23 protein-coding genes and 1 pseudogene are annotated in these 26,960 nt (G+C 65.3%); 8 read left to right on the top strand and 16 right to left on the bottom strand.

Annotation, left to right across the window (positions count from 1 at the left end):
• Nucleotides 1–4: 4 nt before the first annotated feature.
• From JQ573_RS22305 to JQ573_RS22295, 3 genes are all read right to left on the bottom strand, one after another.
• The gene (locus JQ573_RS22305) at nt 5–1,045 is read right to left on the bottom strand and encodes a zinc-binding dehydrogenase (protein ID WP_212312385.1); all 1,041 of its coding nucleotides are present in this window, start codon (nt 1,043–1,045) and stop codon (nt 5–7) included.
• Nucleotides 1,046–1,315: 270 nt separating this feature from the next.
• Nucleotides 1,316–2,230: a phosphoribosylaminoimidazolesuccinocarboxamide synthase gene (locus JQ573_RS22300; RefSeq protein WP_212312383.1), complete on the bottom strand. Its 915-nt coding sequence runs from the start codon at nt 2,228–2,230 to the stop codon at nt 1,316–1,318.
• A gap of 99 nt (nt 2,231–2,329) precedes the next feature.
• Nucleotides 2,330–3,247: a pirin family protein gene (locus tag JQ573_RS22295; protein WP_212312381.1), complete on the bottom strand. Its 918-nt coding sequence runs from the start codon at nt 3,245–3,247 to the stop codon at nt 2,330–2,332.
• 251 nt (nt 3,248–3,498) lie between these two features.
• Between JQ573_RS22295 and JQ573_RS22290 the strand changes: the two genes are divergently transcribed.
• The 4 genes from JQ573_RS22290 to JQ573_RS22275 all read left to right on the top strand — a co-directional run bounded on the left by JQ573_RS22290 (nt 3,499) and on the right by JQ573_RS22275 (nt 7,349).
• Nucleotides 3,499–4,074 carry a GNAT family N-acetyltransferase gene (locus tag JQ573_RS22290; RefSeq protein ID WP_212312379.1) on the top strand — a complete coding sequence of 192 codons (576 nt, stop codon included), beginning with the start codon at nt 3,499–3,501 and terminating at the stop codon, nt 4,072–4,074.
• Nucleotides 4,075–4,127: 53 nt separating this feature from the next.
• Nucleotides 4,128–5,186, top strand: a complete 1,059-nt coding sequence (locus tag JQ573_RS22285; protein ID WP_212312377.1) for a helix-turn-helix domain-containing protein — start codon at nt 4,128–4,130, stop codon at nt 5,184–5,186.
• Between the two features lie 317 nt (nt 5,187–5,503).
• Nucleotides 5,504–6,931 carry a serine hydrolase gene (locus JQ573_RS22280; protein WP_312011593.1) on the top strand — a complete coding sequence of 476 codons (1,428 nt, stop codon included), beginning with the start codon at nt 5,504–5,506 and terminating at the stop codon, nt 6,929–6,931.
• Nucleotides 6,932–6,992: 61 nt separating this feature from the next.
• A complete protein-coding gene (locus JQ573_RS22275) occupies nt 6,993–7,349 on the top strand; it encodes a DUF1330 domain-containing protein (RefSeq protein ID WP_409334678.1) in 357 nt (118 codons plus the stop codon).
• Nucleotides 7,350–7,637: 288 nt separating this feature from the next.
• On the opposite strand, the gene JQ573_RS22270 is transcribed toward JQ573_RS22275, so the two are convergent.
• Entirely contained in the window at nt 7,638–9,008 is a 1,371-nt protein-coding gene (locus tag JQ573_RS22270) for an MmgE/PrpD family protein (protein ID WP_212312361.1), read from the bottom strand.
• Nucleotides 9,009–9,155: 147 nt separating this feature from the next.
• Here JQ573_RS22270 and JQ573_RS22265 point away from each other — a divergent pair, with 147 nt between their 5' ends.
• A complete protein-coding gene (locus JQ573_RS22265; protein ID WP_212312353.1) occupies nt 9,156–10,295 on the top strand; it encodes an aromatic acid exporter family protein in 1,140 nt (379 codons plus the stop codon).
• A 7-nt stretch (nt 10,296–10,302) separates the two neighbouring features.
• Here the strand turns inward: JQ573_RS22265 and JQ573_RS22260 are convergent, their stop codons facing one another.
• From JQ573_RS22260 to rpsT, 9 genes and pseudogenes are all read right to left on the bottom strand, one after another.
• A complete protein-coding gene (locus JQ573_RS22260; RefSeq protein WP_212312345.1) occupies nt 10,303–10,959 on the bottom strand; it encodes a 2-hydroxychromene-2-carboxylate isomerase in 657 nt (218 codons plus the stop codon).
• A gap of 49 nt (nt 10,960–11,008) precedes the next feature.
• A complete protein-coding gene (locus JQ573_RS22255; protein ID WP_212312343.1) occupies nt 11,009–12,406 on the bottom strand; it encodes an MATE family efflux transporter in 1,398 nt (465 codons plus the stop codon).
• Between the two features lie 150 nt (nt 12,407–12,556).
• Entirely contained in the window at nt 12,557–13,849 is a 1,293-nt protein-coding gene (murA, locus tag JQ573_RS22250; protein WP_212312341.1) for a UDP-N-acetylglucosamine 1-carboxyvinyltransferase, read from the bottom strand.
• 224 nt (nt 13,850–14,073) lie between these two features.
• Complete coding sequence (gyrB, locus tag JQ573_RS22245) at nt 14,074–16,509, bottom strand: DNA topoisomerase (ATP-hydrolyzing) subunit B (protein WP_212312339.1); 2,436 nt, start codon at nt 16,507–16,509, stop codon at nt 14,074–14,076.
• A 229-nt stretch (nt 16,510–16,738) separates the two neighbouring features.
• The gene (gene recF / locus JQ573_RS22240; protein ID WP_212312337.1) at nt 16,739–17,875 is read right to left on the bottom strand and encodes a DNA replication/repair protein RecF; all 1,137 of its coding nucleotides are present in this window, start codon (nt 17,873–17,875) and stop codon (nt 16,739–16,741) included.
• A 46-nt stretch (nt 17,876–17,921) separates the two neighbouring features.
• A pseudogene (locus tag JQ573_RS22235) lies at nt 17,922–18,208 on the bottom strand (GIY-YIG nuclease family protein).
• Nucleotides 18,209–18,259: 51 nt separating this feature from the next.
• Nucleotides 18,260–19,378 (bottom strand): DNA polymerase III subunit beta, encoded by a 1,119-nt coding sequence (dnaN, locus tag JQ573_RS22230; RefSeq protein ID WP_212312336.1) that lies wholly within the window; start codon nt 19,376–19,378, stop codon nt 18,260–18,262.
• Nucleotides 19,379–19,658: 280 nt separating this feature from the next.
• Complete coding sequence (gene dnaA, locus JQ573_RS22225; protein WP_212312334.1) at nt 19,659–21,089, bottom strand: chromosomal replication initiator protein DnaA; 1,431 nt, start codon at nt 21,087–21,089, stop codon at nt 19,659–19,661.
• 1,239 nt (nt 21,090–22,328) lie between these two features.
• Nucleotides 22,329–22,595, bottom strand: coding sequence for a 30S ribosomal protein S20 (gene rpsT / locus JQ573_RS22220; protein WP_212312332.1), 267 nt, complete (start codon nt 22,593–22,595; stop codon nt 22,329–22,331).
• 359 nt (nt 22,596–22,954) lie between these two features.
• On the opposite strand from rpsT, the gene JQ573_RS22215 reads away from it, so the two are divergent.
• The 3 genes from JQ573_RS22215 to JQ573_RS22205 all read left to right on the top strand — a co-directional run bounded on the left by JQ573_RS22215 (nt 22,955) and on the right by JQ573_RS22205 (nt 24,937).
• Entirely contained in the window at nt 22,955–23,272 is a 318-nt protein-coding gene (locus JQ573_RS22215; protein ID WP_092120555.1) for a hypothetical protein, read from the top strand.
• A 140-nt stretch (nt 23,273–23,412) separates the two neighbouring features.
• Nucleotides 23,413–24,069, top strand: a complete 657-nt coding sequence (gene msrA, locus JQ573_RS22210) for a peptide-methionine (S)-S-oxide reductase MsrA (RefSeq protein WP_212312330.1) — start codon at nt 23,413–23,415, stop codon at nt 24,067–24,069.
• 118 nt (nt 24,070–24,187) lie between these two features.
• Nucleotides 24,188–24,937, top strand: coding sequence for a polysaccharide biosynthesis/export family protein (locus JQ573_RS22205; protein WP_212312328.1), 750 nt, complete (start codon nt 24,188–24,190; stop codon nt 24,935–24,937).
• 111 nt (nt 24,938–25,048) lie between these two features.
• Here the strand turns inward: JQ573_RS22205 and JQ573_RS22200 are convergent, their stop codons facing one another.
• From JQ573_RS22200 to JQ573_RS22190, 3 genes are read right to left on the bottom strand one after another with little or no spacing between them, the layout of a single operon-like run.
• A complete protein-coding gene (locus tag JQ573_RS22200; protein ID WP_212312326.1) occupies nt 25,049–25,723 on the bottom strand; it encodes a dienelactone hydrolase family protein in 675 nt (224 codons plus the stop codon).
• A 50-nt stretch (nt 25,724–25,773) separates the two neighbouring features.
• Nucleotides 25,774–26,115: a hypothetical protein gene (locus tag JQ573_RS22195; protein ID WP_212312324.1), complete on the bottom strand. Its 342-nt coding sequence runs from the start codon at nt 26,113–26,115 to the stop codon at nt 25,774–25,776.
• Nucleotides 26,112–26,900, bottom strand: coding sequence for an alpha/beta fold hydrolase (locus JQ573_RS22190; RefSeq protein WP_212312322.1), 789 nt, complete (start codon nt 26,898–26,900; stop codon nt 26,112–26,114). Before JQ573_RS22190 ends, JQ573_RS22195 begins: the two co-directional genes overlap by 4 nt.
• Between the last annotated feature and the right edge of the window lie 60 nt (nt 26,901–26,960).

Raw genomic sequence — 26,960 nt, 5'->3', positions numbered from 1 at the left:
CCCGTCAGGCAACGCCATCACGAACGAAGGCGACGCGGATGGTCGGGTCCCCGATCGCCTCATGCGCATCCTCGAAACGAATGCGGCGGGTGATGACATGTTCCGGGTGGTAATGGCCTGCCGCCACATGCGCGACGCAGTCGGGCAGTTCGGCGCGAACATTGACGCGGCTGACCTTCAACGTGATGCCGACGCCGTACATATGCCGCAGCGGCACCGGCGTCGTCTCGGCAAAGTCGCCATACATGCGCTGGCAGATGCCGTTGGGTTCCGTCGCGCGGAATGCCAGCAGCGTGCTGGCGTCGGTCGCGGCCGCATCGATCACGATCGGAAACAGGCCGGGCGCCTCCATCGACAGGCCGCTTGGGGCTTCGATGATGTCGGCGCCGAGCGACTTCGCCTTGGCGAGGCGCGGCGCGTGGTCGTCGAGATAGACGACACGTCCCGCACCATGCGCCACCGCCGCCTGCACCGCGAACAGCGCGAGCGACTGCGCGAAGCCGCCGATCACGAGCACCTGGGCGCCGGGCCGTTGCGCGAGCCAGCGCGCCACTGCGCTGAACCCGTCGGTCGCGCCGTCGGCCAGTCCCGCGGTTTGCGACAGGGCATGGCCGTTCGGCTGGCGAACCAGCATGTGATCGGCAAACGGCACGCGGATGAGGTCGGACAGGCCGCCGCCATATTCGACGCCGCAGACCGGCTTCAGCCCGTAGGACGAGCGAAACGGCACCGCCGTGCAGGCATTGGTATGGCCACGCCGGCAGCGGTCGCAAGTGCCGCAACTGATCTGGAACGGAACGATGACGAGATCGCCGGGCGCGAAATTCTTCACCGCACCGCCGACGTCGACGATGCGGCCGGCGGTCTCATGTCCGAGCGCAAACGGACCTGCGAGGCCCGATCGGCCGTGCACGATCGCAAGATCGAGATCGCAGCGCGTCACCGCGAGCGGCTGCACCAGCGCGTCGCGGTCATCCTGAAGCCTCGGCGGGGGAACGTCCCACCATTCAACCTTGTTGCCGCCGATATAAGTCAATTGCCGCATCGTGCACCCTCCGCTTTGCGCCGAGAGTGCAGGGAGGCTGACGCGACGACAAAAGGTTTGTCTTCAACAGGGGTGAATTGGATTCACCTGGCCTAACGGGATCGCACGATCAGTCGATGCAGCCGCAACGCCCCTCTCCCCGTCATCCTGAGGTGCGAGCGGAGCGAGCCTCGAAGGATGCACGGCCACCAGCCGGGCCGTCGACCCTTCGAGGCTCGCTTCCGCGAGCACCTCAGGTGACGGTGATAGGTCGGGGTGTAAAGACAGCAGCTAGACCTTCAGCTCGCTGCCCGTCACGCGGCGATACGCTTCGAGGTAGCGCTTGCTGGTCGCATCCACCACGCTCGCCGGCAGCGGCGGGGGCGGGGCGTCGCCGTTCCAGCGGCCGGCGTGGCGTTCGACGTCGAGATAGTCGCGCAGCGGCTGCTTGTCGAAGCTCGGCTGCGGCTGGCCGGGCTTGTAGGCATCGACCGCCCAGAAGCGCGACGAATCCGGCGTCATCACCTCGTCGATCAGGATGATGCGGCCGTCGCTGTCGCGGCCGAATTCGAACTTGGTGTCGGCGATGATGATGCCGCGGGCGCGGCTGGTCTGTTCGCCGTAAGCGTAGACATCGCGCGCCAACTTCTCCAGCGTCGCGGCAACGTCGTCGCCCAGGATCTCGCGTACCCGCTTAACCGTGATGTTCTCGTCATGGCCGGCCTCGGCCTTGGTCGCCGGGCTGAAGATCGCGGGCTCGACCTTCTGGCTCTCGACCAGGCCCGCCGCCAGCTTCTCACCGGCAAGGGTGCCTTCAGCCGCGTATTCCTTCCAGGCCGAGCCGGAAATGTAACCGCGGATCACGCATTCGATCGGGAACACAGTGGTGCGCTTGCACAACATCGCGCGGCCGAGGATGTCGGCGTGATGGTTCTTGAGTTCAGGCACCGCGCGGATGATCTCGTCGGCATCGGCGCTGATCATGTGATGCGGCACGGTGCCTTCGAGCTGCCGGAACCACCAGGCGCTGATCTGGGTCAGCACCGCGCCCTTCATCGGAATGGTCTCCGCCATCACCACGTCGAATGCCGAGATGCGGTCGGTGGTGAGCAGCAGCACGCGATCGTCGCCGACGGCGTAGATATCGCGCACTTTGCCGCGGCCGATCCGGGGCAGGGGCAAATCGCTGGAGAGCATCGCGGTCATGGCATGGTCTTTCCGGGCTCGTTTTCTCAAAGACGCGGTGTTCAAAGACGTGCGCCCGCACGAGGCGTGCGGGCGCCGCAGATTAACACAGGAAATAGCTCACTCCGGCAGCGGAATGAACTCGTGTTCGTGCGGAACCTGCGCGAAACGCCCGGTTTTCCAGTCCTGTTTGGCCTGCTCGATCCGCTCCTTCGACGACGAGACGAAATTCCACCAGATGTGGCGCGGCCCTTCCAGCGCATCGCCGCCGAGGAACATCATGCGGGTCGGCCGCAGCGTCTTCACGGTGATGCGGTCGCCGGGCCGGAAGATCAGGAGCCGCGGTCCCTCGTGGCGATCGCCCGCGATCTCGACCTCGCCGTCGACGAGATAGATCGCGCGCTCCTCGTGATCGGGGTCGAGCGGCACCGAGGCGCCGGCCTGCGCGGTCACCTCGGTGTAGAACCACGGCGAGACCATGCTGACCGGCGAGCTGATGCCGAATGCCGAGCCGGCGATGACGCGCGCGGTGAAGTCGCGCTCCGAGATCATCGGCAGGTCGCCCGCGCCATAATGCTGGAACGACGGCGCGATCTCCTCCTTGCCGGCCGGCAGCGCGATCCAGCTCTGTAACCCAAGCATCTTCTGGCCGTCGCGGCGCTGCACGTCGGGGGTACGCTCGGAATGCGCGATGCCGCGTCCGGCGGTCATCAGGTTCATCGCGCCGGGCTGGATTTCCTGGATGTTGCCCTCGCTGTCGCGGTGCATGATGCTGCCGTCGAACAGATAGGTGACGGTGGCAAGCCCGATATGCGGATGCGGCCGTACATCCATGCCCTTGCCGGCGAGGTATTGCACCGGGCCGAAATGGTCGAAGAAGATGAAGGGCCCGACCATCTGCCGCTTGCCATGCGGCAGCGCGCGGCGCACCGCGAAGCCGTCACCGAGATCGCGGGTGCGCGGCACGATGATCAGATCCAGCGCGTCGCAGGTCTTGGGATCGCCGAGTTCGGGATCGGTCGAGGGCTGCCAGCTCATGTCGGACTCCTTGCAGTTTTGCCGGATCATACTCTTTTGCCGCGATCATACTCTATCCGTCGTCCCGGCCAAGCGAAGCGCGAGCCGGGACCCATAACCACAAATGTCAATTGTTGCGCTCGCTGGGGCCACGGCTTGCTTCAACAACGCAACCCTGTGGTTATGGGTCCCTGCTTTCGCAGGGACGACGAAAGTGCGGCTCTGGCGTGCGTCTCATGACAACGGCATAATTCCGGAAACTGGAGCATGTGATGGTTTCTCTGATCAAGCCGGGCGCAAAGCTGCTGCAGGTCGATGGGCCCGTGATCGAGACGTCGCGTCTCATCCTGCGGCCGTGGCGCGCGTCCGACATCGCGGACAACACGAAAATGCTGTCCGATCCCGAGACGGCGCGCTTCATCACGCCGGATCATCAGCCGGTCACCTCGGAGCTGAAGGGCTGGCGCAACGCCGCCGTCATCTCCGGTCATTGGGCGCTGCATGGCTTCGGCATGTTCGCGGTCGAGGAGAAGTCTTCCGCCCGCTACATCGGCCGCGTCGGGCCGTATTATCCGCCGGAATGGCCGGGCTTCGAGGTCGGCTGGGGCATCGCCAGGGAGTGTCGCGGCAAGGGCTATGCGGTGGAGGCGGCGCGTGCCGCGATCGACTTTGTGTTCGCGAACTTCACCGTCGACCGCATCATCCATTGCATCGATCCCGCCAATTTCGCCTCGCAGGCCGTGGCGCGGCGGCTGGGTGCTGTCAATGAGGGCCCGGGCAAGCTCGAAGGCGAAGTCGTCGATATCTGGGTCACGCAGCGCAGCCGCTGGCCGCGCGATGGTTCTTGAAAAAGCCGGCGTGACGGACGATTCTCTGCTCACCTTGGAGATCGCATCGACCGATGACCTTTGCCGCAACCGAACTGTGCCTGCGCGCCGCCACCGTGACGCTGCTGCTGGTGCTTGCGGCCTCGATGTTCGCAGATTTCCGCACGGTGCTGGCCGGGCGGCTCGCGATCGCCTTCGCGCTCGGCTCGGCCGCGCATGCGGTGACCGCGTCGATGGGTGCCGGGCCGCCGGTCTCGGACTGGCATGCGCCACTGATCGCGCTCTCGACCGGCGATATCGTGGTGTTCTGGCTGTTCACGCGTGCGCTGTTCGATGACGCGTTTCAGCTGCGCTGGTGGCACGGCCTGATCTGGGCTGCGGTCGTCGTCTACAGCTTCGTCAATTGCATGTGGATCGCACCGGCCGGTCACGCGCGGATCGCGATCATCATGGTCAATTCGCTCACGCTCGTCTTCGTTGCGCTCGCCGTGGCGCAAACCATCGGATCGTGGTCGGCAGATCTGGTCGAGCGCCGCCGCCGTGTCCGCGTCTTCATCGTCGCCGCATCTGCGCTGTACGGCGGCATGAACGCGCTGCTTCAGATCGCCTATGCCGGCAGCCGCGTGACCGTGGAATGGGCCAATGTGCTGAACGCGGCCGTGCTCACCGCCATCGCGGCCGCAATCACCTGGGCGATGATGCGCGTCGACGGTGCCGACCTGTTCACGGTGCCGGCGGAGGCCGTCGTCCTGACGAAGCCGGCCGCGGTCGAGGAGGCGGCGGACCAGAGACTGGTCGATGCCCTGATGCGGCTGATGGCGGACGAGCGCATCTATCGCCACGACAACGTCACGATCGGCACGCTGGCAACCCGGCTGAAGATCCCCGAATATCGTCTCCGGCGGCTGATCAACCAGCGGCTCGGCTACCGCAACTTCAACGTCTTCCTCAACAACCACCGGATCGAGGAGGCCAAGGCCGCACTCGCCGATCCCTCGCAGGCCGAAGTCCCCGTCATCACCATCGCAATGGACGCCGGCTTCCAGTCGCTCGGCCCCTTCAACCGCGCCTTCAAGGCGACCACCGGCGTGACCCCGACGGAGTATCGGAAGCTGAAGGCCAGCGTGGTGTAGGCGTCGGCTCCGCTGCACCCTCTCCCCTTGTGGGAGAGGGTGGCTTCGATGCGGTAGCATCGAAGCCGGGTGAGGGGTCGGTTTCCGCGGATAGAGACCCCTCATCCGTCGCGGACTCCGTCCGCGCCACCTTCTCCCACAAGGGGCGAAGGGAAGCGCTGCCTCGGTCGTAGGCCTGTGTAATCGCAGCACATTTTCAGATTCGGCGAGCGGCCCCGAGTTCTCGACTAGCCTCATTTCTAAATCCGGCGAGCGCTTGCGCGTCCGCTCCGGCCTGATCTCCGCCACGCGCCCCATGCGCCATGCCGGAGGATCCCGTGACCCGTCGAAAGCTCGCCTTCATTCTCATTGCCACCACCGCCTGCGGTGCGCTGGCGCTGTCCGCCGCCCGGGCCCGCGATGTGCCCAAGGTCGCGACCGGCTTTGTCGCCAACGTCGTCTGCTCGGAGACCTTCGTCAGCGGGCTCGACCCCCGGCGAAACCTGGCCGAGACCACGGACGCGATGCCGGGGGCCGGCCTGATCACCTGGGCGATGGACACCGAGGTCGACCTCGATCGCAAGGACGTCACCGTAACGCTGTTTGGGCTTGGCCGCAGCCATGCGGTCTATCGCGAGGGCATGGGCTGCACGCTCGATCATGGCGAGACGCTGGCCGATACCGCGCCTTCGCCCTCGAAACCGCAGGCAGCATCGCTGCCCGAGATCGCAGGTCCTTCGCTCGTCGCGCCACAAAGCCCGCAGCTTGGGGCCGCGCTCGACCGCGCCTTTGCCGAGCCGGCGGAGCCGCCGTTCCGCCACACCCGCGCTGTTGTCGTGATGAAGGACGGTCGCATCGTCGCCGAGCGCTACGCCGACGGCATCCGCATCGAGACGCCGCTGCTCGGCTTCTCCATGAGCAAGTCGGCGATCTCGGCCCTGATCGGAATCCTCGTCCGCGAGGGCAGGCTGACGCGCGACCAGCCGGTCCCGATCGCTGCCTGGCGGAATCCCGACGATCCGCGCCACGCGATCACGGTCGACGAGCTGCTGCGCCACACCGCAGGGCTTGCGCTCGGCAGCTCGCTGCAGGCGTCGCTGGCGTCCGTGCTCGAGCCGGTCAACCGCATGAAGTTCATGGAATCGGATATGGCCGCCTTCGCCGAGAGTGCTCCGCTGGAGAGCGCGCCTGGCCAGGTCTGGAATTATCATGACGGCAACTACCTCATCCTCTCGCATCTGATCCGCAACGCCGCCGGCGGGCACGCGGCGGACGTCATCCGCTTCGCGCGTGAAAAGCTCTTCGGTCCGCTCGGCATGCGCAATGTCGTGATGCAGTTCGATGCTGCGGGCACGCCGGAAGGATCGGGCGCGATGATGGCGAGTGCACGCGACTGGGCGCGTCTCGGCCAGCTCTACCTCAACGACGGGATGGCCGGCGACAAGCGCATCCTGCCGGAGGGCTGGGCGGCCTATTCGGCTTCGGCCACGCCGAATGCCTGGGTCGGCTACGGCGCGGGCTTCTGGACCAATCTCGGCAACAGTTTCGGCGCCAACCATCGCATCCCGCATGGCTGGCCGCGCGATGCGTATTTCGCCAAGGGCACGATCGGGCAGTATGTGATCATCGTGCCGTCACAGCGGCTCGTCATCGTCCGCCTCGGCCGCTCGCCGAACATGCCGCCCGAGGTGGACGGCGTGTTCGATCTGGTTCGCGATGTGGTGACGGCGACCTCCACAAGCGCGCGGCTCGCGGGCGGCAATTGATGGAGACGTCACACACCACCCGCGCGATCGTGAATTGAATCTCGGCCTCCGGAATTTTCTGATGCTGTGGCGCATCTCGCAGGAGGTGCGCCACAGTTCCTTAAGATTACCTCAGCCGGAGACCATCATGCCGAAAGCCTACTGGATCGTGCACGTCACGGTGCACGATGAAGCTCGCTATCCCGAGTATCTCGCCGCCGCGATGCCGGTATTTGCCCGATACGGCGCCCATTTCATCGTGCGCAATGGCCCGTATGAGGTGATGGAAGGTGCGACGCGCCAGCGCAACTTCGTCATCGAGTTCAAGGATCGCGCCACCGCGATGGAGTGCTACACCTGCCCCGACTATCAGGCCGCGAAAGCAATCCGGCAGAAATACTCGGACGGGGATTTTGTGATCATTGATGGAGCGGAGTAGGTCTCCGTCATTCCGGGCTCAGCCCTTCGGGCTGCCCCGGAATGACGAGGGGTCGGAACGCGCCTGCCACCGATTTGCCCGACGACGCAAGCCCCCGCAGCAATTGCGCCTCATCCCCATCGTCGTCCTGGCGAAAGCCAGGACCCATTACCCCAAATGAGAATTGGTGCGCGACGCTGGGGCCGCAGCTCACTCTCACAACGCAACCCTGTGGTTATGGGTCCCTGCTTTCGCAGGGACGACAGCTGTGGGCGCGGCGTGCAGCCTTTGCAGTAACGATAGATCCGCCTACTGCCGCCCCAGCTGCGTCGCCTTCTCCACGCGGTCGAACCGCTCCAGCGTCAGGATCGCGTCCGCGAGCTGGTCGGCGCGCTTGTCGAGCACCGGGCGGGCCAGCGTCAGGAACTTCTGCTGCATCGCCTTTGCATCCGGGAACGAGGTCGGTTCGCCGGATGGATCGGCATAGAGGCGCTCATGGGTGCCGTCATCGGTGGTGATCGAGACGCGGGCGCCGAACGGATGGGTACGGCCGACCTCGAGGCGGTCGTCCTGCACCACGTCGAACTTGTCGGCGAGCGCGTCGATCGCCGCATCACCGAGCCGGTCGTAATCATCCCAGCCGAAATGGCCCTGGTCGAGCGCGATCGCGCCGGTGAAGAACATCGAGAACTGGCCGCCGACCACCGAGGTCGGGTGACGCTTGGTGGCGGCGTCGCCGGTCAGCGTGATGCCGTTGCGGTGCAAGCCGATCTCGACCTTCCTGATCTGGTCCGGCGTCAGATTGTGCTCGCGCCGCATCGCGATCAGCGCGTCGATCGCGGCATGGGTATAGCGGCAGCTCGGATACGGCTTCACGCCGATCTTCAGCGTCTCGTAGGTGTGGCCCAAGCCCGCCACCGCCTTGTCCGGATGGGCGTCATCGGTATAGCCGACCAAAAGGCCGTGCTTGCCCTCGACCGACTCGCTCGAACCGATGAAGTCGTTGCGCGCCAAAGTCGCTGCAATCACGCCGTTCATCGCGGCGGCGCCGACCTGGTAGCGCTTGTTCCAGGCGCCGTTGACCAGGAATTGCAGCGAGCCCGCGGCCTGGCTGCCGGAGACGCCGAACGCGGAGATGATCTGTTCCTTCGACAGTCCGAACAGTTTTGCCGCCGCCGCGGCGGCGCCATAGGTGCCGGCCGTCGCGGTCGGGTGGAAGCCGCGGGCGTAATGCGAGGTCGGGTCGAGCGCGTTGCCGAGCCGGCAGCACACTTCATAACCGGCAACGATTGCGGTCAGCACGTCGCGGCCGGACGCGCCGACCATCTCGCCGATCGCGAACGCGGCAGGCACCACGGGTGCGCTCGGATGCAGCGAGGAATCGGCGTGGGTGTCGTCGAAGTCGAGCGAATGGCCGAGCGCGCCGTTGAGCAGCGCCGCCACCGCCGGCGTCCAGGTCTTGGTGTCGCCGAACACCGTGGCCTCGCCCTTGCCGTCCAGCGCCAGCGCTTCCAGCATCTTCATCAGCGAGGGCGTCGATTCCGCATCGCGGCGGGCGCGGATGGTGCTGCCCAGGAAATCCAGCGTCAAAACCTTGGCACGCTCCAGCACCTCCAGCGGAATGTCGTAATATTTCAGGTCGGCGACGTAGGCGGCGAGCGTTGCGGTTTCGTGGGCCATCGTGTTTCCTCAATTTTGCGGCGCAGGGTAGGCGGGCGGGTTTGGCCTTTCAAGCCACCTTGCCGCCGCGGGCAGCAGCCATGCTTACGGTCGCTGGACGTCAAGTCATGTAACACGGGCCTTTCCATTGATTGCGGATCAGGGTGCATGAGGACCTTCGCAAAACGCATGTTCGACCAGCTCTGGACCCGCAGGACGCAGTTGGCGCTGGCGGTCCGGATCGCATCCGCCGGCGTGGCCGCCTATACCATCGCGCTCGCGTTGCACCTCATGCTGCCGCTATGGGCGGTGCTGACCTCGCTGATCGTGACCCAGATGAGCGTCGGCCGCTCGCTGAAGGCGACCCGCGACTACATGCTCGGCACCATCGGCGGCGCCATCTATGGCGGCGCGATCGCGGTGCTGATCCCGCATTCCGGCGAGGGCAGCCTGCTGGCGCTGCTGGTGCTGGCGATCGTGCCGCTGGCGTTCATCGCCGCGCTCAATCCCAGCCTGAACTCGGCGACGGTGACGGCGGTGATCGTGCTGCTGCTGCCGACGATGCATCATTCCAATCCGCTGGACTCAGCGATCGACCGCGTCCTCGAGGTCACGGTCGGTGCGCTGACTGGCCTTGTGATCTCGTTCCTGGTGCTGCCGTCGCGCGCGGTCAGCCAGATCAGGGTCAATGCATCGAAGCTGCTGGAACTGCTCTCAGCAGCGTTCGCCGAATTGCTCGCCGGCCTGACCCGCGGGCTCGACAACGACGCACTGCACCGGATCCAGGATGGCATCGGCACCGCGGTGACCAATCTGCACGCGACCGGCCTCGAGGCCGAGCGTGAACGCACCATGCATCTGTCATCCGGGCCGGACACCGGTCCGCTGCTGCGGACCATCCAGCGGCTACGGCACGACGTTGTGATGATCGGGCGCGCCTGCGTGGTGCCGCTGCCGGCCGATATCCAGGCCAGGCTGGCGCGGCCATTGGCCGACGTCAGCCATGCCATCGTGACTTACATGGTGGCGGTCGCGACCGCCCTGCGCGCCGGCAGCGGCCCGGCCGACATGGCGCCGGTCGATGCCGCGCTGCATGCCTACAGCGAGGAGGTTGCCGCGGTGCGCAGCGAGGGCCTGACCCGGGGCCTTCCGGTCGATGCCATGGAGCGGTTCTTCGCGCTCGGCTTTTCGCTCGACCAGATGCGGCAGAACCTGAACGACCTCAAGCGCTGCCACGGCAATTGGTGCACGAACGAGGATTCTTCCGAGAAGATCGTTGCGGAAACTTCGGAGAAGAGCGCGGCATGACCCGTGGCTATGCCGTGCGGCGCGTCAGGCCCTTGCTCTCCATGCGCCAGATCAGGAGATCGATACGGTCCTGACCGAAGAACGGTTCGTTGGCGAATACAAAGGTCGGCACACCCCAATGGCCGGAGGCCGCATGCGCGTCCTCGTTGCCCTTGATGACCGCTTCATGGCGATCGGGATCGGCCGCGATCGCCGCATCCATCGCGGCGAGATCGAAGCCCGCGGCATCGGCCGCTTTCGCCAGATGATCGCCCTCGTTCCAGCCCTTCACCGAGCCGTCCCACAGCACGCGGCTGATGGCGGAGGTGAAGGCAAGCGACCGCCCCTCGAGCTGCGCGGCGGCGCCGAGCCGGGTCAGGCGGTGGATGTAGGGCTGATGCGTGGCGACGTCGAGCGTCGTCATGTCTTGCACGATCGGGTCCGGGCGCGGAAAGCGGAACGGGATGTTCTCGTGCTTGGCGACGCGGCTGGAATCCAGCACGACATAGCGGGCGAATTGCGGATTGGTCTTCTTGAAGAAGCCGGGCACGCGCACCGCGAGCGGATAGACCGGCCGCAAATTCACCGCGATATCGTAGTCGGCGACCATCTTCAGCGTCTTCGGCAACGCCAGATAGCTGTACGGACTGCGGAACGAGAAGAACAGGTCGACCGACAAGGTCATGCGCTAGCCTCCGTTCGGTGTGACCTCGTCGACCTTCATCCGGCAACCTTCATCCTACCAGTCTGCGTGCCAGCAGGCGGAAACGCAAGATCAGGAGGGTCGCGTAGACCGCAGTTCCGAGCGACAATCCGATCCAGACGCCGGGGGCGTTGAGGTTGGCCCAGAAGGCCAGCGCAGAGGCCGACGCGAAGCCGATCAGCCAATAGCTGATGACGGCGAACAGCAGCGGCACCTGGGTGTCGTTCATGCCGCGCAGCGCGCCGGCGGTGGTGGTCTGCACGCCATCGGCGATGAAGAACGTCGCGCCGATCAGGAGCAGCATTGCGGTGAGCTGCGCGGTGGCGTCGGAGGCTTCGCCGAGGAACAGGGCCGCGATCTCGAAGCGCGCCAGAATCACCGCGAGCGTCATGATGCTCATGAAGACGCCGGAGAGCGCGACCGCGACGAAGCCGGCACGCTGCACCGCGTCGGGGTCACGGCGGCCGACGGCGTGGCCGACCCGCACGGTGGCGGCCATGCTGACGCCGAACGGCACCATGAACAGGATCGCCGCGATCTGCAGCGCGATCTGGTGCGCCGCCAGCGCCGTGGTGCTGATCAGCCCCATCAGCAGGCCGGCCGCGCCGAACAAGCCGTACTCGAGCAAAAAGGCGATCGAGATCGGTGCGCCGACGGCGACCAGCTTGCCCATCAACGGCCAGTCGATGCGCCAGACGCGGCTGAACACATGGTACTTGCTGAACGGGCGGCGCCGTGCCGCGAACCACACGCCGGCGAGGAAGGTGCCGAGGTTGACGATCGTGGTCGCAAGTCCGGCGCCGAACATGCCGAGTTCAGGCATGCCCCATTTGCCGTACAGCAACAGGTAGACCATCAGCGCATTGGCCGGGATCGCCGCGAGCGTGATCCACAGCACCGGCTCCGGCCGGTTCACCGCGCTCATGAAGCCGCGGATCGCAATGAACCACAGCGCCGGCAGGATGCCCCAGGCGAGCCCGAACAGATATTGCTGCGCCAGATGCGCGGTGGCCTGGGTCTGGCCGAGCGCGAGCAGGATGCGCTCGCCATGGAACGGCAGCGCCATCAGCGGCAGCACCATGAAGAACCCGGTCCACAGGCCGACGCGGAGCGCGCGCCGCATCACGCGCGGGTTGCGGGCGCCGAATGCCTGCGCGGCCAGCGGCGAGACCGCCGACATCATGCCCATGCCGATCGTGAAGCTGACGAAATACACGGTGTGCGCCAGCGCCGCCGCGGCGACGTTCTCGCTGCCGAGCCGGCCGATGAAGGCGAGATCGGTCGTCATCATCGCGATCTGCCCGAGCTGTGTCAGCGCAAGCGGCACGGCGAGCTTCAGCGTTTCGGCGAGCTCGGCCGTGAGCAGCTTGCGAGAGGGGACGACGGCCGCGCGCGACGCGGCCGGGTCGATCTTGTCGATGCAGGTCATGACGGCACGCTTAGCACGGCAAACCGGCCGGAAGGATGGCCAAACTGCCCAAACGCGACGATCTCACGCAGAGATCATCGCCTCCCAAATTGTCGTTTGAGCATGGTCCGACCGGAAGAACGCTTCACGTTTTTCCGGATCATGCCCGGATCACGATCGCGCTGGTATCCGCTTGATCTTGGCGCCGAGCGCGTTGAGTCGTTCGTCGATCCGCTCATAGCCGCGCTCGATCTGGTCGGCATTGTTGATGGTGGAGGTGCCGTTGGCGCACACCGCGGCCAGCAACATCGCCATACCGGCGCGGATGTCGGGCGAGTTCATCGGCGCGCCGCGCAGCCGGCTCGGACCGGCCACGATCGCGCGGTGCGGATCGCACAGCACGATCCGGCCACCCATCGCGATCAGGTTGTCGACGAAGAACATCCGCGACTCGAACATCTTCTCGTGCATCAGGATGACGCCGTCGCACTGCGTCGCGGTGACGATCGCGATCGACATCAGGTCCGCCGGGAAGGCGGGCCAGGGCTGGTCCTCGAGCTTCGGCACGTGGCCGCCGAAATCGTCCTGGATCTTCATGGTCTGGTTCGACGGCACGACGAGGTCGTCGCCCTCGACGCCGCAGACGATGCCGAGCCGCTCAAAGCCCATCCGGATCGAGCGCAAATGCTCGACGCCGGCGCGCGCGATGCGCAGCGGCGAGCGGGTCACCGCGGCAAGCCCGATCAGCGATCCGACTTCGATATGGTCGGGCTGGATCGCGTAGCTCGTGCCGCCGAGCGTCGCCTGGCCGTGCACGGTGATGGTGTTGGTGCCGATACCTTCGATCTTCGCGCCGAGCGCGACCAGGAAATTGGCGAGATCCTGCACATGCGGCTCGGAGGCCGCGTTGCGCAGATAGGTGGTGCCGCGGGCGGCGACGGCGGCGACCAGCGCGTTCTCCGTCGCGGTGACGCTGGGCTCGTCGAGGAACACATCGGCGCCCTTCAGGCGCGCGGCGCGGAATTCCAGCCGGTGCGTCGCGGTGACCGTGGCGCCGAGCTGCTCGAAGGCCAGAAAATGCGTGTCGAGCCGGCGGCGGCCGATCACGTCGCCGCCGGGCGGCGGCAACGCGACCTCGCCGCAGCGGGCGAGCAGCGGACCTGCCAGCAGGATCGAGGCGCGGATCCGCGCGCACAGAGCCGGATCGAGATCGGCGGCGCGGATCTCCTTGGCATGGATCTGCAGCGTGTTGCGCTCGGTCCATTCGGCGCTGGCGCCGACCGAGCGGCACAGCTCGACCAGCGTTTCGGTGTCGCGAATGCGCGGCACGTTGGTCAGCGTGACCGGATGCTCGGTGAGCAGGGCAGCTGCGATGATTGGCAGCGCGGAGTTCTTGTTGCCCGACGGCTCGATGGTGCCCGAAAGGCGGCGGCCGCCTTCGACGATGTATTGGATCGGCGGCACGCGGAATGTCCCCTAACGCATCATCCAGACTTGGATTCGAATGTGGCCACGCGAAATTCCGTAACGGAATCAATGGCTGTCCGGCACCGTAACACAACTCCCGGCGCAGCTTCTACACGAAAGGTAGCCGCGCGACGGTGCGGAGCGCGCGGTCACGGACACGTCATCTCGGCCGAGCCGTCGCGTCGGCAGCGCATGTCCGCCTGGCCGCCGGGAGCAGGTCCCTAGATGTCGATGGTGGCGCTGAGCGAGTTTTCCTGGATGAAGTCGCGGCGTGGTTCGACCACGTCGCCCATCAGCTTGGTGAAGATATCGTCGGCCTCGTCGACCTCCTTGATCTTCACCTGGAGCAGCGAGCGCGCCTCGGTGTCCAGCGTCGTCTCCCACAGCTGCTCCGGGTTCATCTCGCCGAGACCTTTGTAGCGCTGCAGCGAGATGCCCTTGCGGGCGGCATCGGTCACGGCCTCGAACAGGTCGATCGGGCCGTGAATGGTCTGCTCGGCATCCTTGCGCCGGAGCTTGCCCGCCCGCACGTAGATCTCCTGCAGCCTGGTCGCATACTCGTCGAGCTTGCGTGCATCGGCCGAGCCGAGAAACGCGTCGTCGATCACGGCCACTTCCTTGACGCCGCGCACGGTGCGCTCGAACTGGAAGCCCTGGCCTTCCGTGAAGATGCCGATCCAGCCGCGCTCCACTTCGTCGGCAACCGCATCCAGCCGCTTGGCGATGTAATCAGCCGCGGAGTTGGCGGTCGCGATATCGCTGGTGATTCTCGGGGTCAGCACGCCGGCGATCGCGGCCTGCTCGATCACCGCGCGATTGTAGCGGCTGTGCAGGTTGCGCAGCACGGAGCGGATCGTCCGGGCGTCTTCGACCAGCGACAGCAAGTCACGGCCCGAGCGGTCTTCGCCGGAGGCCGGCTTGAAGACGCATTCGTCGAGCCCGGTCGAGATCAGATAATCCTCGAGGGCGCGCTCGTCCTTCAGATATTGCTCGGACTTGCCGCGCGAGACCTTATAGAGCGGCGGCTGGGCGATGTAGAGAAAGCCGCCATCGATGATCGAGCGCATCTGGCGATAGAAGAAGGTCAGCAGCAGCGTGCGGATATGGGCGCCGTCGACGTCGGCGTCGGTCATCACGATGATCTTGTGGTAGCGCAGCTTGTCGACCGAGAAGTCGTCGCTGATGCCGGTGCCGAGCGCGGTGATCAGCGTGCCGATCTGCTCCGACGACAGCATCTTGTCGGGGCGCACGCGCTCGACATTGAGGATCTTGCCGCGCAGCGGCAGCACCGCCTGGAATTCGCGGTTGCGGCCCTGCTTGGCGCTGCCGCCTGCCGAGTCACCCTCGACGATGAACAGTTCGGACTTCGCCGGATCCTTCTCCTGGCAGTCGGCGAGCTTGCCGGGCAGCGAGGAGACGCTGAGCGGATTCTTGCGGGTCAGCTCGCGTGCCTTGCGCGCAGCCTCGCGGGCGGCGGCGGCCTGGATCACCTTGCCGACGATTTCCTTGGCTTCCTTCGGATTCTCCTCGAACCAGGCCGCCAGCGCCTCGTTCAGGACGTTCTCGACCACCGGTCGAACCTCCGAGGACACCAGCTTGTCCTTGGTCTGCGACGAGAATTTCGGATCGGGCACCTTCACCGACAACACCGCGGTGAGGCCTTCGCGGCAATCGTCGCCGGTCAGCGCGATCTTTTCCTTCTTCGCATTGGCCTCGGCATAGCCGTTGACCTGGCGCGTCAGCGCGCCGCGGAAGCCGGCCAGATGGGTGCCGCCGTCGCGCTGCGGGATGTTGTTGGTGAAGCACAGCACGTTCTCGTGGTAGCTGTCGTTCCACCACAGCGCGGCTTCGACGCCGATGCCGTTGGCTTCCGCGCGCACCATGATCGGCGCCGGCACGATCGCCTTCTTGTTGCGGTCGAGATATTTGACGAATTCCTCGACGCCGCCGGAATAGTGCATCTCCTCGCGCTTCTCGACCGCGTGACGCATGTCGGACAGCACGATGTGGACGCCGGAATTGAGGAAGGCGAGCTCGCGCAGCCGGTGCTCGAGCGTCGCGAAATCATATTCGATGTTCTTGAAGGTCTCGGGCGAGGCGAGGAAGGTGACCTCGGTCCCGCGCTTGCCCGGGGCATCGCCGACCACCTTGAGCGGCGCGACGGCATCGCCGTGCGCGAATTCGATGTAGTGCTCCTTGTCGTCGCGCCAGATCCGCAAGCCCAGCTTGCTGGACAGCGCGTTGACGACGGAGACGCCGACGCCGTGCAGACCGCCGGAGACCTTGTAGGAGTTCTGGTCGAACTTTCCGCCGGCGTGGAGCTGGGTCATGATGACCTCGGCCGCCGAGACGCCTTCGCCCTTGTGGATGCCGACCGGAATGCCGCGGCCGTCGTCGTACACGGTGACGGAATTGTCGGCGTTGAGGGTGACCAGGACGCGGCTTGCATGGCCCGCCAGCGCCTCGTCGATCGCGTTGTCGACGACCTCGTAGACCATGTGGTGCAGGCCGGAACCGTCGTCGGTGTCGCCGATATACATGCCGGGCCGCTTGCGGACGGCGTCGAGGCCCTTCAGCACCCGGATCGATTCCGCACCATATTCGGCCGGAATGGGATGCTCAGATTCGGCAGGGGTCTGCCGGGCAGGTTCAGTCATGTGAGGCCTTCGAGGATGTCCCGAATCAGCTGCACAAAATGAGGCGCTGATTCCGCTATTTGTGCCATGAAAGAGCAGTTGCGCCTAGCGCAAAGTCTCTGTCTACAAACTATTGAATAAATAGGATTTTTTCGACCTGTTTCAAGGCTCTCAAAGGCCGATTCCGGAGGCTCTGAAAAGCCCGATTCGAAGGCAGATTCGAGCCCCTTTCGGAGACGATTCCCCGCCCTTAGGCGCGCCGTGTGGCGCGGCCGGATTCGACGTCGAAAATCTCTCCCGTCGGGCCGATATCGACGAAGGCGGCAGGGTCGGCGCCGGTCATCCAGACCTGTGCGCCGAGCTTGGCGAGCTCGTCGAAGAGCGCCTTGCGCCTATTGGGATCGAGATGGGCGACGACCTCGTCGAGCAGCAGCAGCGGCACGATGCCGGTCATCTCCGCGACCATCGTGGCATGCGCCAGCACCAGCCCGATCAACAGCGCCTTCTGCTCGCCGGTCGAGGCGTCGCGCGCCGGCATGCTCTTCGGCGCGTAGATCACCTGCAGATCGGTCAGATGCGGTCCGTCGAGCGTGCGCCCGGCGGCGGCGTCGCGCGGACGGCTGGCGCGCAGGATCTCGCGGTAGCGGTCCTCCACCGCGGTCGCGGGCTCCTGCAGCAGCGCGTTCTCCATCCAGCCGTCGAGCATGATCTCGGCGGAGGGGAAGGCCGAGGCGGCGCCGCGCTCGTGCAGCATCGCGGCGAGCTTGGCGGCGGTCTGGCCGCGCGATGCGGCGACTGCGACCGCAAGCTCGGCGGTCTCGCGCTCGATCGCGTCACACCAATGGTCGTCGTAGTTGCGCACTTCGAGCAGCCGGTTGCGCGAGCGCAGCGAGCGCTCCAGCGCCGAGACCCGGCTGGAGTGCTCGGAATCGATCGCCAGCACCAGGCGGTCGAAGAAGCGCCGCCGCTCGGAGGCGGCGCCCATGAACAGGCCGTCCATCGCCGGCGTCAGCCACACCATGCGCAGGTGGTCGCCGAACGCGGTCGCGGACCCCACCGGTTCGCGATCGATGCGGCAGCGTCGGCTGTTGCTCGCCTCGCCGGTCGGGGGATCGATGCCGGTGCCGAGCGTGGCGAGGCCGAGCGCACCCTCGACTTCGGCCGAGACCGCCCAGGAGCCGTCGCCCTGATTGTCGGCGATGTCCTCCAAGGTCGCGCGGCGCAGCCCGCGGCCCGGCGACAGGAACGAGACCGCCTCCATGCAATTGGTCTTGCCGGCGCCGTTCGGCCCGACCAGCACCACCATGTCGCCCGCGACCTGCAGCGTCGCCGTCCGGTAATTCCGGAAATGCGTCAGCGACAGGCGATGAATGCGGGACGGGGTCATGTTACCTTGTCATTGCCGGGCTTGACCCGGCAATCCATCGTCCGCGCTAGCGGACAATTTCACCATATAAGTCTCGCCAGTCGGGATTGCCGGCAACGATCAGATCAATCTTCCACTCACGCGACCAGTGCTTGATGTTTTTCTCGCGCTGAAGCGCCGCGGCGATTGTCTCATGCGCCTCAAGTAGACGAGGGTCTTGATGCCGTACCGCTTGGTAAAGCCTTCGGCGAGACCCTCGCGATGCTCGTAAACTCGCCGGACCAGATTATTGGTCACGCCAACGTAGAGAGTTCCACCGGGCTTGCTCGCGAGGATGTACACCCAATAGGTCATCTCTTGTTCGATGGATGGCCGGGTCAAGCCCGGCCATGACGAGAGGAGAAATCACACCCGCATCGGCATCAGCACGTAGAGCGCGCCCTTGCTGTCGCGGTCCTGCACCAGGGTCGGGGAGCCGGGATCGGCGAGCTTCAGCACTGCGACCTCGCCCTCGATCTGGGCGGCGATGTCGAGCAGATAGCGCGAGTTGAAACCGATATCGAGCGCGTCCGAGGCGTACTCGACCTCGAGCTCTTCGGTGGCGCTGCCGGAATCCGGGTTGGTGACCGAGAGCACCAGCTTGCCGGCGGACAAGGCCAGCTTCACGGCGCGGCCGCGTTCGCTGGAAATGGTCGAGACGCGATCGACGGCGGCCTCGAAATCCTTCTTGTCGACCACCAGTTCCTTGTCGTTGTTCTGCGGAATGACGCGGCCATAGTCCGGGAAGGTGCCGTCGATCAGCTTCGAGGTGAGCACCACATTGCCGAGCGTGAAGCGGATCTTGCCATCCGACAGCTCGATCGAGATCTCGGCGTCGTCGCCCTCGATCAGCCGCTGCACCTCGCCGACCGTCTTGCGCGGGACGATCACGCCGGGCATGCCGGTCGCGCCCTTGGGCAGCGGGAGGTCGATCTGCGCCAGACGATGGCCGTCGGTCGCAACCCCGCGCAGGGTCGCAGCCTTGGCGCTGCCGGCGGCGTGCAGATAGATGCCGTTGAGGTAATAGCGGGTCTCTTCGGTCGAGATCGCAAACTGGGTGCGGTCGATCAGCCGCTTGATGTCGGATGCCGGCAGCGAGAACGAATGCGTCATGTCGCCGGCGGCAAGGCCCGGGAAATCGCTCTCGGGCAGGGTTTGCAGCGTGAAGCGCGAGCGGCCGGCGCGCACCGCGAGCACCGAGCGGTCGCCGTCGGCCTCGAGCACGATCTGCGAGCCGTCGGGCAGCTTGCGGACGATGTCATAGAACATGTGCGCGGGCACCGTGGTCGAGCCGGCGGTTCCGGTCTCGGCGGCCAAGGTCTCCGTCACCTCGAGATCGAGGTCGGTTGCCTTCAGCGACAATTTGGCGCCCTCGGCGCGGATCAACACGTTGCCGAGGATCGGGATGGTGTTGCGGCGCTCGACCACGCGGTGAACGTGACCCAGCGATTTCAGGAGTTGCGCGCGCTCGACGGTGACCTTCATTGCAATACCCGCCAGATCCCTCAGATGAAAAAGCCGGGCGGCCGTTCAGGGCAGCACCGCAGCATTGGAAACCCGATAAGCCGGATCAATACCGGATTTGATCAAACCCACGGGGGGACCGCAAGGTGGCGCGGATGGGCGGCCGGTGCAAGGGATACGGGCGCGAAACGGGCCCCGTTCCCCACGTTTTGGGTCGGAAAAAAGTTTAGCCCTCCCCTCTTGATAAAGGGGAGGGCCATGGAACGAGCCGGCCAAATGAGGCGGCCTTATTCCTGCAGTCTTATTCCTGCAATTGACGCTTCAGCGATTCGACTTCCTCCGACAGCGCCGTGTCCTTGGCGACCAGTGCCTCAATCTTGCGCACCGCGTGCAACACCGTGGTGTGGTCGCGGCCGCCGAAGCGCCGGCCGATCTCCGGCAGCGAACGCAGGGTCAGCGTCTTGGCCAGATACATCGCAACCTGGCGCGGACGCACCACGTTGGCGGTGCGGCGGGACGACAAGAGGTCGGAGCGGCTGACATTGTATTGCCGGGCGACCACGCGCTGGATGTCCTCGATCTTGATCCGCTTCGGCTCCTGCGGGCGGATCAGGTCGCGCACCTCGCGCTCGGCCATCTCCAGCGTCACCGGCTGGTTGTTGAGCTTGGAGTGCGCCAAGAGGCGGTTGATCGCGCCTTCGAGGTCGCGGCCGTTATGGGTGATGGTGCGCGCCAGATAGTCGAGCACTTCCTCCGGCACATCGAAGGTCGCATGGTGGGCGCGGGCCGCGGCGACGCGCGACTTGAGGATGCCAAGCCGCAGTTCCTCGCCGAGCGAACCCATCTCGACCACCAGGCCACCGGCGAGCCGCGAGCGCACGCGGTCGTCGAGGCTTTCGAGGTCGGACGGCGGACGGTCGGCGGCGATCACGACCTGGCGGCCGGCGTCGATCAGCGCGTTCAGCGTGTGGCAGAACTCGGCCTGCGTCGACTTGCCCTGCAGGAACTGCAGATCGTCGATGACCAGCACGTCGATGCCGCGCAGGGCCTCCTTGAACGCCAGCGCCGTCTGCGTCTTCAGCGCCGCGACGAAGCCGTACATGAACTTCTCGGCAGTGAGATACAGCACCTTGCGCTCGCCGCCGGAATTGCCGGCCCAGGTCACGGCCTGCAGCAGGTGCGTCTTGCCGAGGCCGACGCCGGCATGGATGTAGAGCGGGTTGAACATCACGGGATCGCCGCGGCGACCTTCCGCGACCTGGCGCGCAGCCGCATGGGCCAGCGTGTTGGAGCGGCCGACGACGAAGCTTGCAAAGGTCAGGCGCGGATCGAGCGGCGAGCCGCCAAGCGCGTCATGGCTGGCGGACACCGGCGCCGTCGCGAACGAGCGCAGTTCAGGCGCGGGACGGCCGTCATTGCGTTCGACACGGCGCACTTCGGCCGGCGCAGCCGCTTCCTTCACAGGGGCCATCGCGCGGATCGCCGAGCGCACGGTGAGGTCGATGCGATGCACTTCGGGCATCTCGGCCTGCCAGCAGGAGAGCACGCGTTCGGCGTAATGCGCCTGGATCCAGCTCTTGAGGAACCGGGTCGGAACCGACAGATGCACGCTCTCATCGTGCACGCTCTCGAGATCCATCCGCGCGAACCAGCTCGTGTAGACGTCCTCACCAACGCTCGTCCGCAAACGTCCCTTTACCCGCGACCAGCGATCCTGTTCCGTGTTCGTCATTGCCTTCGTACTTTTCCAAAACTGAGAGATGATGATTGCGAAAGCGCCGCGCAGGGGTCCTGCCACGACGCGACCTCTAGCGGGCGCGGTCTGCTCCGGACAAAGCTCTCCCGTGTGGCGGCCATGCGCCACGCGACAGGTCAGCTGTTTGGAGAAGATGCGTCCCGCGAGGTCAGCGCGTACTCGACGGCCTCTGCGGGTAAGAGCCAGCGTCCGAGGGGTTGATTACGGCACCACAGGAAATCTGCACTTGGGCTGTCGTTGGTTCGACTGCAGTGATGATACCGTAAGACATAAGTCCTCCCCCTCCCACCGCGACGTATCGCGGCAAGTTGTCAGCTTGCTGGTGTCTTCAAAATCGAACTGCCGCTACCGAACACCGAAATGCCCGGCGCTTCGCCGCCGCGTGTCGTCGTCAATCCGTTCGCTTGCGCCGCGTTCCCGCTGCCAGATTCCGACTGACGTCCTGGTCTCTCTTGTTCGATCCCCCAAATTGCCGGGGACATCGCGGGAGATATTTTGACACAGGTCGACCGTCCTCACATCGCTATGAGCCGTCAATCTAGCTTCGCTTGGAAAGCGTCGCTAACGCGCACACCGCCGCCGATTTGCACGTCCGCCCTTGGGTCTCAAACCGCGCTGATCTGGAGAGCCGTGGGCGTCGCGAACAAGAAATAAATACACCAAGCGCATTTTCTGACAATCCGTGGATTCGACGGGGGTCGAGACTCTTGGCGACTGTTGCGGTGTTGTCGACGCTGAGTTGCGAAAGCAAGGTTTTGAATCAGCGCACAGATTCACGCGTGTCACAAACGACGGTGCAATACCAAAAATTTTTCATAGAAAATTTACATTTGGTCTCGCGCCGGTCATTTTTCCAATCGCTGTTCGGCGCTATGTGCATAAGTAATTCGCGAGACGTCATTTTTCGCGATTACTTTTGCAGGGTAACCCCGCTGCGCAATTTTCAACGCGAGATATTCGCGCGCTATTCCATCTATCTAGCTTAGCGCAGAACAATCTGTACGCGAGTGCGGCACGTTAAGCATGTTGAGCCGGTAGAACTACGGACGCGACGAAACATGACACGCAGTTCGTTGCGCGGCAACGCCGAGTCTTCTCGCGCTACGAAACTTCCACGACAAAATGCGAGACCAAAACAAAAAGCCCGGCGCGAGCCGGGCTTGGTGACAAATGTGTTCTTCGGTCAGCTCACGCGGCGAGCTGTACTCCGCAGGCTTACTTGGCGAGCTTGGCGATGCTCTGCGCGAGGCGAGACACCTTCCGGCTCGCGAGGTTCTTGTGAATGATGTTGCGCTGCGCTGCCTTCATCAGTTCGGGCTCGGCCTTGCTCATCGCCTTGAGTGCCGCCTCGCGGTCGCCGCTCTTGATTGCTTCCTCGACGGTGCGCACCGCGCCACGCATCTGCGTGCGGCGCGACTTGTTGACGATGGTGCGGCGGGCAATCTTGCGGGTCGCCTTCTTGGCGGAAGTGGTGTTGGCCATGGTTCTCTAACTGTCCTTCGGCGGTGATCGCTCGGTGGTCGGGCTTGCGCGCACCGGCCGGTTCAAATCTCAACTCTGATGTATTTGTCCAAGGTGTCCTTGAGGCGGCCATGCCAAGGCGCATAATGCTGCCCCCGCATGCGGCACTGTCCAAAGAACAGCGGCGGCAGGATTGCGCCCGCCGCCATCGGCCGGTCTTATAGATGGCGCAGGCTTAACCGTCAACGCTTTCGGGACCGAAAATGGGCCTGAAATCGGCCTCGCGAGAGCCAGATAAGCCGCTGAAGAGGTTGAATTTCCGGGGGGCGCCCGGTAAGGCCTGTCGACGCGTGGGGCGTGACAGGGAGTTAGGGTGACGCATGATCCGCGGCTTTTTCCGCCTGATCGGCCTTTTGCTGCTGGCCGGCAGTTTCATCTTCATGGTCTATGACGGGGCCCGCTACGTCGCCGACCAGAGCCTGCGGTTCACCCAATTCGGCCAGTTCTGGAACGATATCCATCAGTCGAGCCAGCAGGCGTTCCATGCCTGGGTGGATCGCTTCGCGCCCTGGCTCTGGAACGGCGTGATCCGCGTGCTTCTGGAGCAGCCGGTGTTCGCGGTGCTCGGCATTGCCGGCATCCTGCTGATGATCCTGTTCCGGCCGCGCAAGCCGCTGATCGGCTACGCACGCGACTGAACTGGCTGCAGCCCTCTTGAGCTTCTCTTGGCCGCTGCCGTCAGTAACGGGGCTGCCATCATCCGCGTAAGGACATATATAGGTGACAGCCGGCCCGCAGGCCGTTGCCGCGTCGGCCGATGTCCCGCCCGGAGGTATCCATGTTGTTCATGCGCAAGACCACCGCGTTGCCGAGCGCCGCCGAGGCGCTGCCTGGCCGCGCGACGCCGATCCCGACCGCGACCACGCACTTCGTCAGTGGCAGCAAATTGACGCCGCCTTATCCGCAAGGCCTCGAGCAGGCCGTGTTCGGCCTCGGCTGCTTCTGGGGCGCGGAGCGGAAGTTCTGGGAACTCGGCGACGGAATCTACACCACCGCGGTCGGCTATGCCGGCGGCCACACGCCGAACCCGACCTATGAAGAGGTGTGCTCGGGACGCACCGGCCACACCGAAGTCGTGCTGGTCGTGTTCGACCCGAAGAAGATCTCCTACGAGAAGCTGCTGAAGACGTTCTGGGAGAACCACAACCCGACGCAGGGCATGCGTCAGGGCAACGACATCGGCACGCAGTATCGTTCTGCGATCTACACGTTCAGCGACGCGCAGCACAAAGCCGCCGATGCGTCGCAGGCGATGTATCAGAAGGCGCTCGCTGCCAAGGGCCTCGGCGCGATCACGACGGAAGTGGCACCGGCCGGCGAGTTCTACTTCGCGGAGGACTACCATCAGCAATACCTCGCCAAGAATCCGGCGGGCTATTGCGGGCTTGGCGGCACCGGCGTGTCCTGCCCGATCGGCGTCGGCGTCACCGCCTGATCGCTCTGTCATCGAGGGGGAGGCGGGCTTTCCGGCTCCCCACTCGGTTCTCGAAAACCCTTTATTAACCATAAGTGGTGCAAGACTGGGCTTGTCTCGCCGTTGAGGGATAGGTCCGGTGCCGGTTGCACGCGCGTTACGATTGCCGATCACTGCCGTTGTGGCTGCGCTCGCGTTGTCTGGCTGCATGAGCACGTCGGGTCCGGTTGCCATGGGCCCGCAAGGTGTCGATGCCGTCACCTATGGACCGGCTTACGCATCCGCTCCGGTTGCTGATGCCGGCGGTGGCGGTGCGATCAGCGCTCTGCGTTCCGCCTTTGCCAGTGCTTCTCCTGGTTATGGCTATGCCGCCCCGGGCGCCGCTCCGGTGGTTTATGCCGCCGCACCGGGTGGGCCCGCCGGTTACGACAACTCCTATCATCTCGGCCCGGGCGACAAGCTCCGGGTCGTGGTCTACGGCCAGGAAGGCCTGACCAACTCCTACGCGATCGACGCCGCCGGCTCGATCACCATGCCGCTGATCGGCTCGGTGCCGGCGCGCGGCCGCACGCCGGCCGGGCTCGCCGGTGAAATCTCGGCACGGCTGCGCAACGGCTTCATCCGCGATCCTTCGGTGGCGGTCGAGATCGAGTCCTACCGGCCGTTCTTCATCCTCGGCGAGGTCCAGGCTCCCGGCCAGTATCCCTATGTGCCGAACATGACCGTCGAAAGCGCGGTCGCGATCGCCGGCGGCTTCTCGCCGCGCGCCAAGCGCGACCAGGTCACCCTCACCCATACCGATGCGTCCGGCTCCGGCCGCTTCGTGGTGCCGCTGGGCACGCCGATGAGCCCGGGCGATACGGTGTTCGTCGGCGAGCGCTGGTTCTGACGAAGGACAACGTCCTTCGTCATTCCGGGGCGATGCGCAGCTCGAACCCGGAATCTCGAGATTGGCTCGCGCCTCGCGCGTCCCGGAATGACGGTGGAATAGGGGTGCGCCCTATTTCCGCAGATGCTTTCCGAAAAATTCCATGCTGCGCGGCCAGGCGGTGTCGGCGCTCGCCTTGTCGTAGCTTGCGCGCTCGTCGCAATGGAAGCCGTGCTGCGCGCCCGGATAGATGAAGACCTCGACCTCGGGCCGCTTCGACTTGATGGTCTCGACATCGCTCAAAGGAATGCCGGCATCCTTCTCGCCGAAATGCAGTTGCGTCGGCACGGCCGGCTTGTCGTCGGCGAAGCGGATGACGGCGCCGCCGTAGTAGCCGATCGCGGCCGAGAGCCCGGTTAGCTTGGTGGCGGCCGCATAGGCGATGCTGCCGCCGAGGCAGAAGCCGATGATGCCGACCGGCCCGGCCGACTTCACCGCGTCGATCGCTGCCTGGCTGTCGCGCAGCATCGCGGCAAAGTCCGGATTGGCGACGAACTTGCGCGCTTCGGCCACCTCATCGGGGGAATAGCCGCTCTGGAAGTTCGGCGTGATGCGGTCGAAGATCGACGGCGCAACCGCGACATAGCCTTCCTTCGCCAGCCGGTCGCAAACCGAGCGGATGTGGTGGTTGACGCCAAAGATCTCCTGGATCACCACGATCGCGCCCTTTGGCGCGCCAGCGGGATCGGCGCGATAGGCGCCGAGTTCAAATCCGTCCGAAGCCTTCAGCTTGATGTCTTGTCCCATAGTCCATCCTTGTCATGTTGGGGGTTGCATGAAGCTTTCGGTGATGAGGTTTAGCGCCACATCCAGTTCTCGCCCCAGTCGGCCTTCCAGCCGGCGAGCCGGCCTTTGCGGAATTGCAGATAGAGACGATCATGGTGCGGAAACAGCCCGCTGCCGCCGAGGTCGCGGAAGGTCAGGAAGATCTCGTTGCCGGGCCGTCCGCTGACATGGGTGAAGGGGGTGCCCAGCGCGCGCTGCGCGTCCGCGACGTCCATGCCGAACACCAGCGGTGTGTGGTTCGACAGCGTCGCGGTGAATGTTGGCGTGGCCGAGTCGGTGAACGGCCGCAGCTTCTGGGCGTTCGCTCCTGTCGCGGCCGCCGTCAGCAACAAGGCGACGACAATCGGCTTCATGAGGCGGCCTTTCCCGGCGCGTTGGCCTCGAGGCCATCGAGGAACGGCAGCACGGCGGCGATGAAGGCCTGCGGCTGGTCGATGTTGACGGCATGGCCGGCGTTCGGAATCACCGCCTTCTGCGCACCCGGGATCTTTGCCGCCATGTAGTCGGACGCCGCCAGGAACGGCGTGTCGTCGGCCCCGACCACAACCAGCGACGGCACCTTGATTTCGGGCAATGACTCGATCACCCGCGCATCGCGCTGCGCCAGCATGCCGCGCGCGGCGAGCGCCAGGCCCCTGGCATTGCGATGCGTGACCGACGCGCGCTCGGCGCTCAAGGACTTCAGCACCTCGAGCCCCTCACGGTCGAAGCGGTCGCCGGTGTCGCGGGCGCGCGTGTTCCAGACCTCGCGGGCGTCGTCCTTCTTGAATCCCGGGCCGGTGTCGATGATCAAGAGCGCGCGCACCCGCTCCGGATGGGCGCGGTGGAAGGCAAGCGACATGTAGCCGCCGAGCGACAGGCCGCCGACGATCGCCTTGTCGGCGCCGGCAACATCGAGCAGGGCGGCGATGTCGCCGACCGTCGCCGCTTCACTATAAGCATCCGGACTGTCGGGATAGTCGGACTGGCCGTGTCCGCGCATGTCCCACAGGATCAGCCTGTGCCGCTTCGACAGCGCCTCGATCTGGCCGTGCCACATCGCAGAGGTCGACGAATAGCCGTGGGTGAGGATCAGGGGCGGGCCGCTGCCGTGAATCTCGTAGTAGATATCGACGCCGCTGCGGTTGAGCTTGGCCATTGACGGGCTCCTTCTGTTGTCGATGTCAGGTCCGGCAGCGCTACCGACCTTGGTAGGAGT

This window comes from Bradyrhizobium sp. AUGA SZCCT0105, assembly GCF_018129565.1.
GTDB lineage: Bacteria > Pseudomonadota > Alphaproteobacteria > Rhizobiales > Xanthobacteraceae > Bradyrhizobium.
The sequence above is the reverse complement of the archived record's forward strand: the minus strand, read 5'-3'. Positions and strand labels throughout refer to the sequence as shown.

Bases quoted from the DNA above. Each gene is read 5' to 3' on its own strand.
- JQ573_RS22305 (WP_212312385.1), bottom strand. From the start codon at position 1,045: ATGCGGCAATTGACTTATATCGGCGGCAACAAGGTTGAATGGTGGGAC.
- dnaN (WP_212312336.1), bottom strand. From the start codon at position 19,378: ATGAAGGTCACCGTCGAGCGCGCGCAACTCCTGAAATCGCTGGGTCAC.
- JQ573_RS22290 (WP_212312379.1), top strand. From the start codon at position 3,499: ATGGTTTCTCTGATCAAGCCGGGCGCAAAGCTGCTGCAGGTCGATGGG.
- JQ573_RS22255 (WP_212312343.1), bottom strand. From the start codon at position 12,406: ATGACCTGCATCGACAAGATCGACCCGGCCGCGTCGCGCGCGGCCGTC.
- JQ573_RS22190 (WP_212312322.1), bottom strand. From the start codon at position 26,900: ATGGCCAAGCTCAACCGCAGCGGCGTCGATATCTACTACGAGATTCAC.
- JQ573_RS22275 (WP_409334678.1), top strand. From the start codon at position 6,993: ATGCTGTGGCGCATCTCGCAGGAGGTGCGCCACAGTTCCTTAAGATTA.
- msrA (WP_212312330.1), top strand. From the start codon at position 23,413: ATGTTGTTCATGCGCAAGACCACCGCGTTGCCGAGCGCCGCCGAGGCG.
- dnaA (WP_212312334.1), bottom strand. From the start codon at position 21,089: ATGACGAACACGGAACAGGATCGCTGGTCGCGGGTAAAGGGACGTTTG.
- JQ573_RS22300 (WP_212312383.1), bottom strand. From the start codon at position 2,230: ATGACCGCGATGCTCTCCAGCGATTTGCCCCTGCCCCGGATCGGCCGC.
- JQ573_RS22195 (WP_212312324.1), bottom strand. From the start codon at position 26,115: ATGAAGCCGATTGTCGTCGCCTTGTTGCTGACGGCGGCCGCGACAGGA.
- rpsT (WP_212312332.1), bottom strand. From the start codon at position 22,595: ATGGCCAACACCACTTCCGCCAAGAAGGCGACCCGCAAGATTGCCCGC.
- JQ573_RS22295 (WP_212312381.1), bottom strand. From the start codon at position 3,247: ATGAGCTGGCAGCCCTCGACCGATCCCGAACTCGGCGATCCCAAGACC.
- JQ573_RS22270 (WP_212312361.1), bottom strand. From the start codon at position 9,008: ATGGCCCACGAAACCGCAACGCTCGCCGCCTACGTCGCCGACCTGAAA.
- recF (WP_212312337.1), bottom strand. From the start codon at position 17,875: ATGACCCCGTCCCGCATTCATCGCCTGTCGCTGACGCATTTCCGGAAT.
- gyrB (WP_212312339.1), bottom strand. From the start codon at position 16,509: ATGACTGAACCTGCCCGGCAGACCCCTGCCGAATCTGAGCATCCCATT.
- JQ573_RS22215 (WP_092120555.1), top strand. From the start codon at position 22,955: ATGATCCGCGGCTTTTTCCGCCTGATCGGCCTTTTGCTGCTGGCCGGC.
- JQ573_RS22265 (WP_212312353.1), top strand. From the start codon at position 9,156: ATGAGGACCTTCGCAAAACGCATGTTCGACCAGCTCTGGACCCGCAGG.
- JQ573_RS22200 (WP_212312326.1), bottom strand. From the start codon at position 25,723: ATGGGACAAGACATCAAGCTGAAGGCTTCGGACGGATTTGAACTCGGC.
- JQ573_RS22260 (WP_212312345.1), bottom strand. From the start codon at position 10,959: ATGACCTTGTCGGTCGACCTGTTCTTCTCGTTCCGCAGTCCGTACAGC.
- JQ573_RS22285 (WP_212312377.1), top strand. From the start codon at position 4,128: ATGACCTTTGCCGCAACCGAACTGTGCCTGCGCGCCGCCACCGTGACG.